13 protein-coding genes are annotated in these 16284 nt (G+C 65.0%); 5 read left to right on the forward strand and 8 right to left on the reverse strand.

Going from position 1 to position 16284, the window contains the following annotated elements:
• The coding region (locus CF161_RS06610; RefSeq protein ID WP_020295788.1) for a triphosphoribosyl-dephospho-CoA synthase at window positions 1-419 on the reverse strand (419 nt) is incomplete at its 3' end.
• Window positions 419-2095 (reverse strand): malonate decarboxylase subunit alpha, encoded by a 1677-nt coding sequence (gene mdcA, locus CF161_RS06615; protein ID WP_020295789.1) that lies wholly within the window; start codon window positions 2093-2095, stop codon window positions 419-421. The genes mdcA and CF161_RS06610, both read right to left, overlap by 1 nt.
• Before the next feature lie 223 nt (window positions 2096-2318).
• Between mdcA and CF161_RS06620 the strand changes: the two genes are divergently transcribed.
• A complete protein-coding gene (locus CF161_RS06620) occupies window positions 2319-2891 on the forward strand; it encodes an NADAR family protein (protein ID WP_020295790.1) in 573 nt (190 codons plus the stop codon).
• A gap of 6 nt (window positions 2892-2897) precedes the next feature.
• Here CF161_RS06620 and CF161_RS06625 read toward each other — a convergent pair whose 3' ends face one another.
• The 6 genes from CF161_RS06625 to pilG all read right to left on the reverse strand — a co-directional run bounded on the left by CF161_RS06625 (window position 2898) and on the right by pilG (window position 12825).
• Window positions 2898-3365, reverse strand: coding sequence for a chemotaxis protein CheW (locus CF161_RS06625; RefSeq protein WP_020295791.1), 468 nt, complete (start codon window positions 3363-3365; stop codon window positions 2898-2900).
• On the reverse strand, window positions 3358-9279 hold the full coding sequence (locus CF161_RS06630) for an Hpt domain-containing protein (protein ID WP_020295792.1): 5922 nt from the start codon (window positions 9277-9279) through the stop codon (window positions 3358-3360). Before CF161_RS06630 ends, CF161_RS06625 begins: the two co-directional genes overlap by 8 nt.
• Before the next feature lie 29 nt (window positions 9280-9308).
• Window positions 9309-11372 carry a methyl-accepting chemotaxis protein gene (locus CF161_RS06635; RefSeq protein ID WP_020295793.1) on the reverse strand — a complete coding sequence of 688 codons (2064 nt, stop codon included), beginning with the start codon at window positions 11370-11372 and terminating at the stop codon, window positions 9309-9311.
• Window positions 11373-11457: 85 nt separating this feature from the next.
• On the reverse strand, window positions 11458-11997 hold the full coding sequence (locus CF161_RS06640) for a chemotaxis protein CheW (protein WP_020295794.1): 540 nt from the start codon (window positions 11995-11997) through the stop codon (window positions 11458-11460).
• An 11-nt stretch (window positions 11998-12008) separates the two neighbouring features.
• Window positions 12009-12374, reverse strand: coding sequence for a twitching motility response regulator PilH (gene pilH / locus CF161_RS06645; RefSeq protein ID WP_020295795.1), 366 nt, complete (start codon window positions 12372-12374; stop codon window positions 12009-12011).
• A gap of 43 nt (window positions 12375-12417) precedes the next feature.
• Entirely contained in the window at window positions 12418-12825 is a 408-nt protein-coding gene (gene pilG / locus CF161_RS06650) for a twitching motility response regulator PilG (RefSeq protein ID WP_020295796.1), read from the reverse strand.
• 238 nt (window positions 12826-13063) lie between these two features.
• On the opposite strand from pilG, the gene gshB reads away from it, so the two are divergent.
• The 4 genes from gshB to ruvX all read left to right on the forward strand — a co-directional run bounded on the left by gshB (window position 13064) and on the right by ruvX (window position 16216).
• Window positions 13064-14035 (forward strand): glutathione synthase, encoded by a 972-nt coding sequence (gene gshB / locus CF161_RS06655; protein ID WP_020295797.1) that lies wholly within the window; start codon window positions 13064-13066, stop codon window positions 14033-14035.
• 127 nt (window positions 14036-14162) lie between these two features.
• On the forward strand, window positions 14163-15074 hold the full coding sequence (locus CF161_RS06660) for an energy transducer TonB (protein WP_043228786.1): 912 nt from the start codon (window positions 14163-14165) through the stop codon (window positions 15072-15074).
• 135 nt (window positions 15075-15209) lie between these two features.
• A complete protein-coding gene (locus CF161_RS06665; RefSeq protein WP_020295799.1) occupies window positions 15210-15779 on the forward strand; it encodes a YqgE/AlgH family protein in 570 nt (189 codons plus the stop codon).
• Window positions 15779-16216, forward strand: coding sequence for a Holliday junction resolvase RuvX (gene ruvX, locus CF161_RS06670; RefSeq protein WP_020295800.1), 438 nt, complete (start codon window positions 15779-15781; stop codon window positions 16214-16216). Before CF161_RS06665 ends, ruvX begins: the two co-directional genes overlap by 1 nt.
• The last annotated feature ends 68 nt before the right edge of the window (window positions 16217-16284 follow it).

The following is a 16284-nucleotide window of genomic DNA, read 5'->3' on the forward strand; positions in this document are numbered from 1 at the left end:
AGGCGTGCGGCGCGCACGGCCAGGCTGCCGGCGCGGTTGGCCTGAGGCTCCAGCGCCGCAGCCGCCACCAGTAAGCCCAGGGCCCAGATCGCCCCGCGATGGGTATTGACCCCACCGGTGGTGACCCGCATCGCCGCTTCGCCTTCACGGCCGATGCGGCCCAGGGCTTCGCGCAATGGCAAACCGATTGCGCCAAGTTCGATGGCGGCGTCAGCCATGGCCTTGAACGCCGGCCACAGGGACAGGGCCGAGGCGTGCATCAGCCCCAGGTGCAGGTCGCTGTGGGCGCCGTTGCCACGACGGTCCACCAGCGCCGGCTTGGGCGACAGGTCGGCCTCGTCGATCAGCGCGTCCACCGCCAGGTCCGCCAGGCGCTCGGCCAGGCTCAGAGGGTGTGATTGCAGGTTGAATGCGTGCATTACCAGCTCCTGAACTTGGCGGGCGGGTGGTACAGGCCACCCGACCACTCCACCAGATCGGCGACGCTTTTCGCCGCGAGCAACTCGCGACTGGCATCGGTACGGCGAATGCCGAGGTCTTCGGGCAAGGCGATCAAGCCTTCACGGCGCATGCGCGCGGTGTCTTTGGGGTTATGTCGCAGGCCGATGGCGGTGACCCCGGCCACGGCGGCAATCATGGCCTGGCGCTCCTCCAAGGAGCGGGCCTTGTACAGGTAGGCGATGCCTTCCTCGGTCAGCAGGTGGGTGACGTCGTCGCCGTAGATCATGATCGGTGCCAGGGGCATGCCGCTTTTGCGCGCCACCTCCACCGCGTCCAGGGTCTCGACGAAGGTCGGTTTGCCGCCCTCCTGGAAGGTCTCGACCATCTGCACCACCAGCTTCTTGCCGCGCTCGAGCATGGCCTGGGGCGCGTCGTTCTGATCGACGCGCATGTCCAGCCAGGCCGGGGTGCCGTGGCGACGGCCGCGGGGGTCGTGACCCATGTTCGGTGCCCCGCCGAAACCGGCCAGGCGGCCCCGGGTCACGGTGGAGGAATGGCCGTCGCCATCCACCTGCAAGGTGGCGCCGATAAACAGGTCCACCGCGTACTGCCCGGCCAGTTGGCAGAACATCCGGTTGGAACGCAGGGAACCGTCGCGGCCGGTGAAGAACACGTCCGGGCGCGCGGCAATATAGTGCTCCATGCCCAACTCGGTGCCGAAACAATGCACGCTTTCGACCCAGCCGCTTTCAATGGCCGGGATCAGGGTCGGATGGGGGTTGAGGGTCCAGTTGCGGCAGATCTTGCCCTTGAGCCCCAGGGATTCGCCGTAGGTGGGCAGGATCAGCTCGATGGCCGCGGTGTTGAAACCGATGCCGTGGTTGAGCGACTGCACATTGTGTTTTTCGTAGATGCCGCGGATCGCCATCATCGCCATCAGCACGTGCACCGGCTTGATGTGCCGTGGGTCGCGGGTAAACAGCGGCTCGATGTAGAACGGCTTGTCGGCCACCACCACGAAATCCACCCAGGACGCCGGGATGTCGACTCGCGGCAACTCGCTGACGTCATCCACCAACTGGTTGACCTGGACGATCACGATGCCGTCGCTGAAGGCTGCCGGCTCGATCAGCGCCGGGGTGTCCTCGGTGCTCGGGCCGGTGTAGATATTGCCGGCGCGGTCGGCCATGAAACCGGCCGAGAGCACCACATTGGGGATCAGGTCCACCACCAGCCGTGCATAAAGCTCGATGTAGGTATGGATCGCGCCGACTTCCAGCAGCCCGTCTTCGAGCAACTGGCTGATGCGCAGGCTCTGGGTGCCGGCAAAGGAAAAGTCCAGCTTGCGCGCAATGCCGCGCTCAAACAGGTCCAGGTGCTCGGAACGGCCGACGCTGGGCATGATCATGTGCAAGTCGTGGAGCTTGGCCGGGTCGGCCTTGGCCAGTGAGCGCGAAAGAAAATCCGCCTGCTTCTGGTTGTTGCCCTCCAGCACCACCCGGTCTCCGGGCAGGATCAACGCCTCCAGGGCGGCCACGATCTTGTCGGTGGGCAACACCACACCATCGGCCAGGGCCCGCACCTGCTCGAGGCGCCGCTGCTTCTCGCTGCGCCGCCGCGTCCAGCGCGAGTCGGGGGATATTATTGTTGTCATGCTCACTCCACGGGTTCGCTGTCGTGGAGCCACCTTAGGAGGCAATCCCCGGGGCATCAATCAAGCCCGGCGGCGGATCGTTACGCTCAGGGTAATGATTCAAGCCACGGCCATGGAGGCCGTGCCTGCACCGCCGATCTTGGAGTACCCTGCCACCCCACCACAGGCGCATCCCGAATCACCCGGCCGCTGAATGGCCGGCATCGACCTGACGAGAACTCTCATGGCAAAAACCGCATTCCCTCCTGTCCGCTCGGTCGAGCAGTTGCTGGGGCAGCTCCAGCAGGGCTTCAAGCCCGAGTACCTGATGTTCTGGGGCCACCAGCCGGCGCGGGATGGCCGTGTCACCCCCAGCTGTTTCAGCCAGTGGTTCCCGACGCCGTTCGAGGTCGACGGAGTGAGTTACGCCAGCGCCGAGCATTTCATGATGGCGGGCAAGGCCCGGCTGTTCGATGACGCCCAGACCCTGGAGCGGATCCTCGTCGCGGCGACCCCGGCCGATGCCAAGCAATTGGGGCGTCAGGTGCAGGGGTTTGACGGGGCGCAGTGGGACGCGGCGTGCTTCGATATCGTGGTGCGCGGCAACCTGGCCAAGTTCAGCCAGCACCCGGCACTGGGTGAGTTCCTGCTGGCCACTGGCGAGCAGGTGCTGGTGGAAGCCAGCCCGGTGGACCGCATCTGGGGCATCGGCCTGGCCGCCGAGGACAAGAAAGCCTCGCAGCCGGAGAAATGGCGCGGGCTCAACCTGCTGGGGTTTGCCCTGATGCAAGTGCGCAGCGCCCTGCGCGCCGGCTAAGCAGGCTCAAGCCACGCCCGGCACCAGCCCCGACGCCACCAGCAAGGCTTCGAGCCCCAGTAGGTCGGGGACCTTGGCCACTTGTTCGGCCACCTGTACCGCGGCTTTTTCCAGGGCGCACAAGGGCACATCGACGTAGCTCAATTGGCTGTCGAGTTTGTGCGAGCGCGGGATGCCCTGGACCAGCAAGGCAATGAACGCCAGGTTCGGTCGTCCGCCCAGGGCGTTGAGCACCACGATCCGCGCCCGGTCGCCAATCACGGTCTTGCCGCCACAGGCCGACTCGAAGCTGAGCAACGGAATCTGCCGATCGCGCCAGCTCACCAGGCCCAGGTACCAGGGCGGTGAATCCAGGTCGAACGAGCCGGGCTGGTAGTCGATCAGTTCGGCGATCGCGACATTGGGCAGGACCAGGGTCCGGTCGGCCAGGGGCAACAGCAGCCCGGTCAGGTTGCTGGCGCGGTGATCAAGCATGGGGTTTGCTCCACAGGGCGATGCTTTCGAGCAATACCGACTCTTGGTAGGGCTTGCCGAGGTAGTCGTTGACGCCGATGGCCATGGCCCGGTCGCGGTGTTTCTGCCCGGTGCGCGAGGTGATCATGATGATCGGCAGGTGCTGCAGGCGCGGATCGCTGCGCACCTGCATCGCCACTTCAAAGCCGTCCATGCGCGGCATTTCGATGTCCAGCAGCATCAGGTCCGGCAGGTGCTCGTCGAGCAGGAGCATGGCGTCCACCCCGTCCTTGGCGGTCAGCACGTTCATGCCGTGACGCTCCAGCAGGCGGCTGGTGACCTTGCGCACCGTGACCGAATCGTCCACCACCATCACCAGCATCGGCCGTTGCGGCTCGGCCTCGAGCGGCGCGTCCTCGTTGCCCACCACCTGCGGGCGCGGCAACCAGCTCTGCTGGACGCGGATATGGGCCAGCAAATCGAGAATCAGCACCACCCGGCCATCGCCGAGGATGGTCGCGCCCGACAGCCCCTGCACCGCCGAGAATTGCGGGCCGAGGCTCTTGACCACAATCTCGCGGCTACCGGCCATGGCATCGACCTGCACCGCGACCCGGTGCTCGTTGTAATGCACCAGCAGCACCGGCAGCGGCAGGCTCTGGCCCAGCAGTTTCGGGCGGCCGACGGTGTGCAGCAGTTCGCCGAGGTAGCACAGCTCGTAGCGCTGGCCGGCGTATTCATAACGCGGCGGATCGAGCTGGTAATAGCTGTCGAGTTCCACCGGCAGCACGCGGACGATGCCTTCGATGGTGTTCAGCGGGATCGCGTATTGCTCGTCGGCGCACTGCACCATCAGCGCCCGATTGACCGACACGGTGAATGGCAGGCGAATCCGGAAGTGCACGCCCTGCCCCGGGATCGAGTCGATGCTCATGGTGCCGCCCAACTGCCGCACCTCTTCATGCACCACGTCCATGCCCACGCCGCGCCCGGAAATCTGGGTGATTTTCTCCGCCGTGGAGAACCCCGGCTGCATGATGAATTGCAGCACGTCGCGGTCGCTGATTTCGAGGTTCGGGTCCAGCAGTCCGCGCTTGATCGCCTTGCTGCGCACCGCCTCCAGCGGCACCCCGGCACCGTCGTCACGCATGTCGAAAACGATGTCGCCACCTTCATGCGCCAGGTCCAGGGTGATCCGGCCCTGGGCCGGCTTGCCCACCGCCAAGCGCGCCTCGGCCGATTCCAGGCCATGGTCGACGGCGTTGCGCAGCATGTGTTCCAGGGGCGCCACCATGCGCTCCAGCACGTTGCGGTCCATCTCGCCCTCGGCATTACCGACGATGAACTCGACCTCCTTGCCCAGTTCGCTGGCGACCTGGCGCACGATGCGCTTGAGGCGCGGCACCATGCGTTCGAACGGCACCATGCGCGTGCGCATCAAGCCTTCCTGCAGTTCGGTGTTGATTCGCCCCTGCTGCTGCAGCAGGTTGTGTGCGTCGTGATTGCGGCGGTCGAGGGTTTCCTTGAGGTCGAGCAGGTCGGAGGCCGATTCGAACAAGGCCCGCGACAGCTGCTGCAACTGGGAATGGCGGTCCATTTCCAGCGGGTCGAATTCTTCATAGCCCAGGCGCTCGGCCTCCACCTGCTGGCGGCTGAGGATCCGGCCCTGGGTTTCGGTGTCGAGCCGGCGCAGTTGGTCGCGCATGCGCTCGATGGTGGTTTCCATCTCGCTCAGGGCCACCCGCGCATCGTTGACCTGCTGTTCGATACGCCCGCGAAAGATCGAGGTTTCCCCGGCCAGGTTGACCAGGTCATCCAGCAGCTCGGCCGACACCTTGACCATGTCCCCGGCCGGAGCCTCGACCACCGGCACAGGTGTTTCAGGCTTGCTCGGCGCTGGCAGGCTGAGCAGCGCTGGCGGCGGGCTGGGCTCGACAGAGGGATGGGTAAACGCCCGGATTGCTTCGATCAGGCTGTCGGCGGGCTTGATCGGCTGCCCCGCGCGGGCCGCATCGAGCATCTGCGCCAGCCGGTCGTGGCTGCTTTGCAGCAGGCTGAACAACGCGGGGGTGGCGTGCAGCAGCCCGGAGGACAGGCCTTCGAAGAGAAACTCCAGCTCATGGGCCAGGTCGCCGATCGGGGCGATTTCCACCATCCGCGCCCCACCCTTGAGGGTGTGCAGGTCGCGCAGCAGGGTTTCCACCTCCTGCCGCCCCTGGGGCTCGGCCTGCCAGCGCACCAGGGCCGCAGCGGAGCTGTCGATGATGTCGAAACCTTCCTCGAGGAAGATCTCCAGCAGCTCCGGGTCATGGGCGGCGGAATCACGGTCGGCCAATGGCTCCACGACCTCGGGGGCGACACTCGCCCGCTGGCGGAAACGGCTGATGGCCTTGATCAGCTCCTGCGGCTCGTCCAGCGGCTGTTGCCGCTGCAACTGCTCCAGCAGCACCGCCAGTTGGTCGTGGCTGTGCTGCAGCAGCTGCGCCAGTTCCGAGCTGTGCTGGTAACGCCGGTCCACCAGGCCCTGGTACAGGTTTTCCAGCTCATGGGCCAAATCGCCCACCGGCCCGACTGCGGCCATGCGCGCCCCACCCTTGAGGGTGTGCAGGTCGCGCTGCAAGGACAACAGCGGCGCGCCGTTATCCGGGTCGGACAACCAGCGATGCAGGGCCTGGCCCGCGCTTTCGAGGATGTCCACCGCCTCTTCGAGGAAGATCGCGACAATTTCATCGTCCTGCTCCGGCAGGTCCGCAGCCTGCCCCAGCTCGGCGGTGGCGGCCCCCAGCTCGCTGATGCTCAGGGTGCGGCTGCCGTCACTGCGGATCAGCCCGGTGGCCGCCGGGTCCAGGCCTTCATCGAGCAATTCGCGCAGGGCCCTGACCCGCGCCGGTTGCGGGCTGACCACCTGCCCGGCGGCCAGTTCGTCGAGCATATTGATCAGCGCTTCATGGGCGCTTTCGGCCTCGCGGAAGAAGCGCTCGCTGACCGCCAGGCTGCTTTCTTCCACCGCCCCATACAGGTCGAGCAAGGCTTCGCACAACTCATCCATCGGCTGCAGGTCGGCCAGGTGCGCGCCCTCGCCCAGGGTCGTCAGCTCATCCAGCAGCGCGCTCAGTTCCTGGCGCGCGCCGGGGTGCTGCTGCCAGCGGCGCAACAGGTTTTCGGCGTCCAGCAGGATGTCCATGCCCTGGGCCAGGAAGTTGTTGATCAGTTGCGGGTCGCGCTTGATGCGCAGCCCGCTGGCAGGGGAATTGAGGAATTTTTCCAGGCGCTCGCCCAGCAGCGCCTGGGTGCGGTCGATCAATGACCGCGCTCCGCTGATGGGCGCCTGGGGATCGCTGCCCAACTGCTTCAAGCCACGGCGAAACAGGCCCTCGGCCTCCAGCAGCAGCTCGACTTCATCCAGGTCGAGGGCGATCAGGTGCGCGCGATATTCCCGGGCCAACTGGTCCAGGGGCGCCGCCAGCTCGGCAATCGGCAAGACCCCGGCCATCGAGGCACTGCCCTTCAGGGTGTGCAGGGCCCGTTGCAACTCGTCGCTGGCCTGCAATGGCAGGTGTTCGGCGGCGTGGTCGAGAAAGCGATTGATGCTGTCGAGGTGGGTTTGCGCTTCATTGCGGAAAATCTCCAGCAACTGCGGATCGAGGGCAGCGTTCGCCGTGTGCTCCACGGGCGCGGCGTCATCGCCCTTGGCCAGGGCATGGGCGCGGGCCGCCAGTTGGTCGACATCGTCACGCTGGCGCTGGGCCTGGGCGGCGAATTCGGCGATCAGTTCCGGCAGCAGCTGCACCACCTCGCCCAGCAGTTGCCAGACCTGGGGCCCGGGCTCGACGCTGCGCTCCAGCACCCGGTTGAGCAGGTTCTCGACGGCCCAGGCCAGCTCCCCCAGGACCAGCGCGCGCACCATGCGCCCACTGCCCTTGAGGGTATGGAAGGCCCGACGCAGCTCACTCAGCGCGGACTTGCTCGCGGGATCGGCCGACCAGCGCGGCAGGTACTCGCGCAGCACCTCCAGTACCTCGTCGGTTTCCTCGAGGAACACTTCCCGCAGCTCATCGTCCACCGGCGCTTCGTCCCGCGGCGGCGGCAGCAGGCTGCCCGGGGTGTTGAGCGCCGGCGGGTTGAGGGCCGACACCGGGCTGGCCAGCACATCGGCCAGAGACTGCACTACCTGCGGGTCGTCGAGTTCCTGCAGGTCCTGCATCACCTGGGCTTCGCCGGGGCTGAGCACGTCGTCGAGCAGCGGCACCTGTTCGGCCGGCACATAACCCAGCGCGGCCAGGCCCTGCTCGGCCACATCGAGGATTTTCTCTCCCGGGGCCTCGGGGTCTTCGCTCAGGCGCTCCAGGTAGTACTCGATGCTGGTAATCACGTCGGCCAGGCTGTCCAGTTGCTGCCACTCGGGGCGAACCGGGTCGGGCAGCAGGTGTTCTCGGATAAAGCGGTTGCAGGCGTCGAGCAGGCTCGCGGCGCGGCTCAGGGGAATCATCGCCAGCGCCCCGCGCACCTGGGTCAGCAGCTCGGGCAAGGGCAACAGGTGCTCGCGGTCCCAATCGGCGTCGATGTATTCGACGATCAGGTCCTTGGCCTGTTGCAGGCACAGCCGCGCTTCCTTGATCACCAATTGGTGGATCTGGGTCAGGTCGGTGGTGGGCAGGCGGCTTTCTTCGCGGCTTTCAGGCTCCACGGTGCCGACCATGCCGGCCAGGGTCGCCTCGACATACAGCAAGGCGCCGGCCACATCCATCAGCACCGCGTCATTGGGTTCGCGCTGGCCCTGGGCCAGGCTCTGAACCACCGCCAACTGATCGATGATCACCTTGCGCGGCTGGCCGAAACCCAGCACCGCAAGGGTGTCGGCGATCTGCCGCAACGGCGCCAGCAGGCTGTCCAGATCATCGGCGTGCTGCCGGTCGCTGCGCACAAACAGATCCAGGCGCTCCTTGACCCGCACCAGCTCCTCACACAGCGCGGCCAGGACCGAGCGCATGGCATCGCGGTCGGGGCCGGCCATGCGGGCGCGTTCCTCGTCGACCAGGGCGCTGTCGGGCAGCGCGTCGTCCAGGGCGTAGCGTTCTTTCATGATCTGCATCTGCGGGGTGGGATGACGGGCCTTGGCGATGTAAAACAGCAGGCTCTTGAGTAGTTCGTCCGGCGCCGGCTGGTTGACCCCGGCGATGCCTTCCTCGAACAGGCGCTTGAGCTGGCGGTCGACATCCTTGAGCAGGCTGCGCACCGCCGGGCTGTTGGCCACCACCGCATGGCGCATGCCATCCACCAGGGCCAGGGAGATCTGCCACAACGGCCCCAGCGGCGCGTTCTGGCACAAGGTTTCAAGGCGCTCGAACACGCGGGTCATATAGGACAGGCTGTTTTCCACATCCTGTTCCCGCAGCAGGTCCACCAGCGCGGTTTGCAGCATATGCCGCAGTTTGCGCAACAAGACCTGCCATTGCCCCGGGTCCAGCGCGGCCAGGGCCGCCGCGTCGAGCGGCGCAAGGCTGGGCAGCAGCGGGCTGAACAGGCTGGTTTCCGAGAGCAGGCTCTCGCCACGGGCGCTGCGCAGGTCGTTGAGCAGCGGCAACACCACCAGCGGCAGGTCGCGCCGCGCACTTTGCACCCGGTCCAGGTACTGCGGCAGCTGGGTGATGGCCTGCAACAACAGGCGGATGGCTTCGTCACGCTGGGACACCCGGTGCTGCTGCAAGGCCAGGGCCAGTTGTTCCATCTCTTCGGCCAGCAGCGCCGCGCCATAGAACTCGACCATCTGCAGGCTGCCATGGACCTGATGGATGCCCTCCAGGCACTGGCCGATGGCGTCGGCGGCCAACGGCTCATCGAGCAGATGCTCCAGCGCCTGATAGGCCTGCTTCAGGGTCTCGGCAATTTCGCCCTTGACCCATTCGAGGGCCACATAGTCGTGCCGATCAACCATAACCACTCCCGTCAAAGTCTTCGTCTGCCTTAGCGCTTGTCACCCGGGACCTGCTCCCGGGAAGCCGGCAAGGTGAAGCCGGACACCGAACGCCGCAGTTGGCTGGCCATTTTTGCCAGGTTGCCAATGCTTTCAGCCGTCGCGGTGGAACCGGACGAAGTTTGTGAGGTGATCTGCTGGATCACGTTCATGGTCAGGGAAATCTGCCCGGCCGATGAGGTCTGCTGCTGCGCCGCGTTGGAAATGCTCTGGATCAGCGCCGCCAGGGTCTTGGACACGCCTTCGATTTCTTCCAGGGCCACCCCGGCGTCCTGGGCCAGGCGCGCACCGCGCACCACTTCGGAGGTGGTCTGCTCCATGGAGATCACCGCCTCGTTGGTGTCGGTCTGGATCGCCCGCACCAGGGTCTCGATCTGCCGCGTGGCCGCCGAAGAGCGCTCGGCCAGCCGCTGCACTTCATCGGCCACCACCGCAAAACCACGCCCGGCGTCCCCGGCCATGGAGGCCTGGATTGCCGCGTTCAGGGCGAGGATGTTGGTCTGGTCGGCGATGTCGTCGATCAGGCTGACAATGTCGCCGATCTCCTGGGAAGACTCGCCCAGGCGCTTGATGCGTTTGGCGGTGTCCTGGATCTGCTCGCGAATGTTGTCCATGCCGTGGATGGTGTTGTGCACCACCTCGTTGCCCTTGTTGGCGATCTCCACCGACCGCTCGGCCACCGCCGAGGACTCGGCAGCGTTGGCCGAGACCTGGTCGATGGATTGGGCCATGTCGTTGATCGCGGTGGAGGCTTCGGAAATCTGCTGCGCCTGGTGCTCCGAGGCTTCGGCCAGTTGCATGGCGGTGGCCTGGGTTTCCTGCACGGCACCGGCCACCTGGCCGGCGGTGAGGTTGATGGTGGCCACCAGGTCGCGCAGTTGGTCGACGGAATAGTTGATCGAGTCGGCGATGGTTCCGGTGAAGTCTTCGGTGACCGAGGCTGTCACCGTCAGGTCGCCGTCGGCCAGGTCTTCGATCTCATCCAGCAGGCGCATGATCGCGTTCTGATTGCGCTCGTTCTTTTCAGCGGTCTCGCGCAGTTGGCGATTGGTCTCGCGCACCATCACCAGGCCGATCAGGATGATCGACATCAGCGCCAGCAAGCCCAGGACATAACCACCGATGGTGTCCAGGGAGCGGCCGCCGGCCAGGTTCTCGAAACCGTTGGCCAGGCGCGAGGCTTCATCGAGCAGGGTTTGCGAAAGGCTGAAGATATTGCTCGCGGACTCGCGAACCTGGAACAGCTCGGGAGAAGTTTCGAGGATTTCATCCACCGAGCCCGACACGAACTCGAACAGCTCGGAGATCTCGGCCAGCCGGGCGCGGGCATCACGGTCTTCGACCTGGCTGATCTTCAGCGCCGGATTGCCCTGCAGCATGCCGTTCAGCACCTGGCCAAAGCGTGCCGCATCGCGCCCGAAGGCATCGGCGGCCTGGACTGCATTTTCATCCCCGGCGAGCACGGTGTTCACCGCCCCCAGGATCCGCTCCGCCAGCAGCGACTGACGCTGGGCCACGGCCACCTGGGCCGCCGGCGCGCCACGCTGGAGGAGGATTTCGACCACCTTCTCGTACTCCACCTGCAGTTGCGGCACGGTTTCGGCGAGGGTCGCGGCCACTTGATGCAGGGACAACACGGTCTGTTCGCTGGCAAGAATGGCGTCGGTGTTCTTCAGCAGTTTTTCCCAGTCCTGCTGCACGGCGTGCATTTCATCGCGCACGGCCAGCGGCGCGCCGGGCAGGCCGGTGGCCGGGTCGCCTTTTTTCAGGTAACCCCAGCGCTGGGCAAAGTCGTTGCGCGCATCACTCAGCAGCTTGAACGCGGCAGCCTTGCCGGCGGCGGCTTCAGTGGCGTTCTTGGCAATGCGCTGGGACAGCACCCGCAACTCGCCGGCGTGGCCGATGTACTGCTTGTCGTAGGTGGCCTGGGTGTTGAGGTAAGCGAAGTTGGCGAACAGCAGCATGATGAAAATGATCAGCGCGATAAACAGCACGATGATCTGCGAGCGGCTGCGCGAGCCTTCCACGGGCTTGGCGGTTTTGGCTTTTATCATCGATCAGGCCTGTGGCGAGCGAGCATGCCCGCGTTGTAAGTGCACAGCGCGCATGACGGGCCCCGCGGCGGCAATGCCTGGCGGTTCACAGCGCTACATCCATAAATCCCGAGGAACCGGCCAGGGCAAAGGGACTGAACACCTGCCACACCTGGTCGCGTTCGAAACGGCCTTGCAGGTAGGGCGCGATCGCCCCCTGGGCCGGCTCGATCACGCTGGCTTGCAGGCTGTCCTGGGCAAAATGCTGCATGCCGACGACTTCATCCACCATCAGCCCGGCAAATACCTCTTTGTGTTCGACCACCAGCACCCGGCGTTGCTTGCGCAGTGCCGAAAGCTCATGGCCGAAGAAACCGCACAGGTCCATGACCGGCAGCAGCCGCCCCCGCAGATTGGCCACGCCCTTGACCCAGGATTTCACCCCGGGCAGCACGGTGTAGCGCGGTTCATGCAGGACTTCGCTGACTTCGCCCATGGGCGCCACGTACCACTGCTCACCGATGCGAAAGCCGATCCCGCTCCAGCTGTGCTGGCGGGTTTCCTGGGACGGCAGATCCGCCGCCAGCAGGCGGCAGCGCCGATCGATATCGAGCAGCAGCTCGAACGCGGTTTGCGACTCGGCCATGGCGCTGGCCGTCAGCCGGCCAGAACGTTGTTCAGGGTCTTGATCAGGGTTTCTTCATCCACCGGCTTAGTCAGGTAGTCCTTGGCGCCCTGGCGGGTGCCCCAGACCTTGTCGGTCTCCTGATCCTTGGTGGTGATGATGATCACCGGGATATGGCTGGTTTCGGCGTCCTTGGTCAGCTGGCGGGTCGCCTGGAAGCCATTGAGGCCCGGCATGACGATGTCCATCAGCACCGCGTCGGGTTTTTCCTGGCGGGCCAGGGCGACGCCGTCCGCGCCGTTTTCGGCCTTGAGGACTTCATGACCGTGCTTTTCCAGCATGCCGGTCAGTTTGTACATTTCAGTCGGCGAATCATCGACGATCAGAATACGTGCCATGGTCTTCCCCATACGAATAGGCGTTCGGCCCCTTGGCTGAACGTCAATGTGCTTGTTCTACTGCGGCGAAGCCCGGGACATGGGCCTTGATCGCGTTCAGCAGTTCTTCCTTGCTAAAGGGCTTGGTCAAAAACTGGTCGGAACCGACGATGCGGCCCTTGGCCTTGTCGAACAGACCGTCCTTGGAGGACAGCATAATCACCGGCGTGGACTTGAAGGCACTGTTGTTCTTGATCAGGGCGCAGGTCTGATAGCCATCGAGGCGCGGCATCATGATGTCGACAAAAATGATCCCGGGGTGATGATCGGCAATCTTGGCCAGGGCCTCGAAACCGTCAACCGCAGTGATGACTTCACAGCCCACGTTCTTGAGCAGCGTTTCAGCCGTGCGGCGAATCGTCTTCGAGTCATCGATCACCATCACCTTCAAGGCGCTGGAATGCTGTTCCATATTCTGCTCTACCATCGCCACAGCGAATCGATTTAATGCCGGTACCGCCTGGTAAAGCCCCAAACCCTTGATGTTCAAGGCCTGAGCGCGGCATGCGAGCCTTTTTAGCATACTCTCAGAATGCAATCTATCGGCCGACCGGCAAGGCGGTTTTTCCTTGACCGGGAACCGCCCGGGCGCCACTCTGACGCCACTTTTTCAAGCCATTGCGCCCACTAAATTTTCGAGGAAACAGCCCATGAGCGTTCGCGTCGGGATTGTCATGGACCCTATCGCCAGCATCTCCTATAAAAAGGACAGTTCGCTGGCCATGCTGCTGGCCGCCCAGGCCCGCGGCTGGACCCTGTTCTACATGGAACAGCGCGACCTCTACCAGGGCGCGGGCGAGGCACGGGCGCGCATGCGTCCACTGCAAGTCTTTGCCAACCCGGAAAAATGGTTCGAGCTGCAAGATGAAATCGACTGCCCGCTGAGCGATCTGGACGTGATCCTGATGCGCAAGGACCCGCCGTTCGACATGGAGTTCGTCTACTCCACCTACCTGCTGGAGCAGGCCGAGCGCGCCGGCGTGCTGGTGGTCAACAAGCCGCAGAGCCTGCGCGACTGCAACGAGAAGCTGTTCGCCACGCTGTTCCCGCAGTGCACGCCGCCGACCGTGGTCAGCCGCCGCGCCGACGTGCTGCGTGAATTTGCCGCACAACATGGCGACGTGATCCTCAAGCCCCTGGATGGCATGGGCGGCACCTCGATCTTCCGCCACCGCGCCGGCGACCCGAACCTCTCGGTGATCCTGGAAACCCTGACCGCCCTGGGCGCCCAGCAGATCATGGGCCAGGCCTACCTGCCGGCGATCAAGGATGGCGACAAGCGCATCCTGATGATCGACGGCGAGCCGGTGCCTTACTGCCTGGCGCGAATCCCGGCCGCCGGTGAAACCCGGGGCAACCTCGCCGCCGGCGGACGTGGCGAAGCCCGCCCGCTGACCGACAAGGACCGCTGGATCGCCGCTCAGGTCGGCCCGACCCTGCGGGAGAAAGGCCTGCTGTTCGTCGGCCTGGACGTGATCGGCGAGCACCTGACGGAAATCAACGTCACCAGCCCGACCTGCATCCGCGAAATCGACAATGCGTTCGGCACCAACATCGGTGCGCTGCTGATGGACGCCATCGAGGCCAAGCTGCAACTGGCAAGCCGCAAGCCACAAGCTTGATGTGGATCATGTACAGCCTGTCGCTTGAAGCGTGAAGCTCGCAGCTTGAAACCAACATTGCGTTATCATGCGCCGCCTGTGAAACGCGCGATGTTGGTTTTGTGATGCCTCCTGTGATGTTGAACCGATGACACTCCCGTCCGACCTGCCTCTCGACCTCCCTCCCGAGCTCGCGCATAGCGGTGTGCGTCCGGCCGATCGTCTCGGTTTCACCCTGTTTCTCGCCGCCCTCCTGCACCTGGCGCTGATTCTCGGCCTGGGCTTCTCCTTCGCCGAACCCAAGCAGATCAGCAAGACCCTGGAAATCACCCTCGCCACCTTCAAAAGCGAGACCAAGCCGAAGAAGGCCGATTTCCTGGCCCAGGACAACCAGCAGGGCAGCGGCACCCTGGACAAGAAGGCGATCCCCAAGACCACCGAGGTTGCGCCGTTCCAGGACAACCAGGTGAACAAGGTCACGCCGCCGCCCGCCGCCAAGCCCGAGGTCAAGGAAGCAGCGCCCAAGGCCGCCGTCGCCACCACCGCGCCGAAACCGAAGAAGACCGTCACCAAGCGCGAAGAGGTCAAGACCGAAGCCGCGCCCAAGCCTGCGGCGCCGACCTTCGACAGCTCGCAGCTGTCCAGCGAGATCTCCAGCCTCGAAGCCGAGCTGGCCAATGAACAGCAGCTGTATGCCAAGCGCCCGCGCATCCACCGCCTGAGCGCGGCCTCGACCATGCGCGACAAGGGCGCCTGGTATAAGGACGAATGGCGCAAGAAAGTCGAGCGCATCGGCAACCTCAATTACCCCGAGGAAGCCCGGCGCAAGCAGATCTACGGCAACCTGCGGCTGATGGTCTCGATCAACCGCGACGGCTCGCTGTATGAAGTGCTGGTGCTGGAGTCGTCCGGCCAGCCGTTGCTGGACCAGGCGGCGCAACGCATCGTGCGCCTGGCCGCGCCTTTTGCCCCCTTTACCGGTGACCTGTCGGATATCGACCGCCTGGAAATCATTCGCACCTGGAAGTTTGCCCGGGGCGACAAGCTTTCCAGCAACTGACGCCGTGGCCAGTGAGCCGGCTCAAGCTCGGCCCGGCACTGCGGAGCGAAGGCAGCACCTGGCCCCGCGCCACCGGGCCAACCGCCCATGATCACCAGCTTGTCAGTTTGCCCCTCCAACGCCACACTAGCGCACATGAAAAACGTCAGCCCCAGCTACCTCAAGCATCACTTCCTGATCGCCATGCCCCATATGGCCGACCCGAACTTTGCGCACACCTTGACTTACATCGTCGAGCACAACGCCAATGGCGCCATGGGGCTGGTGGTCAATCGCCCGCAGGAACTGAGCCTTGCCGACATTCTCGAGCAACTGCGCCCCGATGTTGAAACGCCACTTTTGTGCGAGCACGTGCCGATTTTCAGCGGCGGCCCGGTGCAGACCGATCGCGGTTTTGTCCTGCATCCCAGCGGCCTGACCTTCCAGGCCACGGTCGAGCTCGAAGGCCTGGCGCTGTCCACCTCCCAGGACGTGCTGTTCGCCATCGCCGACGGTGAAGGCCCGCAGAAAAGCCTGATCGCCCTGGGCTACGCCGGCTGGGAAGCCGGGCAATTGGAGGCCGAACTGGCCGACAACGCCTGGCTGACCTGCCCGTTCGATGCCGACATCCTGTTCAACACCAGCAGCGAACTGCGCCTGGAAGCGGCCGCGCGGCACCTGGGGATCAACCTCAACCTGCTCACCAGCCAGGCGGGACACGCCTGATGGCCTTGCGACTGATCCTCGGTTTCGACTACGGCACCAAACAGATCGGCGTCGCCGTCGGCCAGGCCATCACCGCCCAGGCCCGCGAGCTGTGCACGCTGAAGGCACAGAACGGCATTCCCGACTGGAACCAGGTCGAAGCCCTGATCAAGGAATGGAAGCCCGACGCCGTAGTCGTCGGCCTGCCGCTGAATATGGACGGCAGCCCCAGCGACATGTGCGTACGCGCCGAAAAATTCGCCCGGCGCCTCAACGGCCGCTACAACCTGCCCTTCTATACCCACGATGAACGCCTGACCACCTTCGAGGCCAAGGGCGAACGCCTGACCCGGGGTGGGCAAAAGGGCAGCTACCGCGACAACCCGGTCGACGCCATCGCCGCCGCCCTGCTGCTGCAAGGCTGGCTCGACGAAAACGCAGCCTTGCTCGAACACTGAACCGCCCGATCCTGAAGATGCGTGGCTGCCCCAGCCACACGCCTCCTGGCCACAACACCAGCCGTAAG

This window comes from Pseudomonas sp. CF161 (genome assembly GCF_000416215.1).
Classification (GTDB): domain Bacteria; phylum Pseudomonadota; class Gammaproteobacteria; order Pseudomonadales; family Pseudomonadaceae; genus Aquipseudomonas.

Coding starts and splice junctions, on each gene's coding strand:
- mdcA (WP_020295789.1), bottom strand. CDS start 2,095: ATGACAACAATAATATCCCCCGACTCGCGCTGGACGCGGCGGCGCAGC.
- CF161_RS06620 (WP_020295790.1), top strand. CDS start 2,319: ATGGCAAAAACCGCATTCCCTCCTGTCCGCTCGGTCGAGCAGTTGCTG.
- CF161_RS06625 (WP_020295791.1), bottom strand. CDS start 3,365: ATGCTTGATCACCGCGCCAGCAACCTGACCGGGCTGCTGTTGCCCCTG.
- CF161_RS06630 (WP_020295792.1), bottom strand. CDS start 9,279: ATGGTTGATCGGCACGACTATGTGGCCCTCGAATGGGTCAAGGGCGAA.
- CF161_RS06635 (WP_020295793.1), bottom strand. CDS start 11,372: ATGATAAAAGCCAAAACCGCCAAGCCCGTGGAAGGCTCGCGCAGCCGC.
- CF161_RS06640 (WP_020295794.1), bottom strand. CDS start 11,997: ATGGCCGAGTCGCAAACCGCGTTCGAGCTGCTGCTCGATATCGATCGG.
- pilH (WP_020295795.1), bottom strand. CDS start 12,374: ATGGCACGTATTCTGATCGTCGATGATTCGCCGACTGAAATGTACAAA.
- pilG (WP_020295796.1), bottom strand. CDS start 12,825: ATGGAACAGCATTCCAGCGCCTTGAAGGTGATGGTGATCGATGACTCG.
- gshB (WP_020295797.1), top strand. CDS start 13,064: ATGAGCGTTCGCGTCGGGATTGTCATGGACCCTATCGCCAGCATCTCC.
- CF161_RS06660 (WP_043228786.1), top strand. CDS start 14,163: ATGACACTCCCGTCCGACCTGCCTCTCGACCTCCCTCCCGAGCTCGCG.
- CF161_RS06665 (WP_020295799.1), top strand. CDS start 15,210: ATGAAAAACGTCAGCCCCAGCTACCTCAAGCATCACTTCCTGATCGCC.
- ruvX (WP_020295800.1), top strand. CDS start 15,779: ATGGCCTTGCGACTGATCCTCGGTTTCGACTACGGCACCAAACAGATC.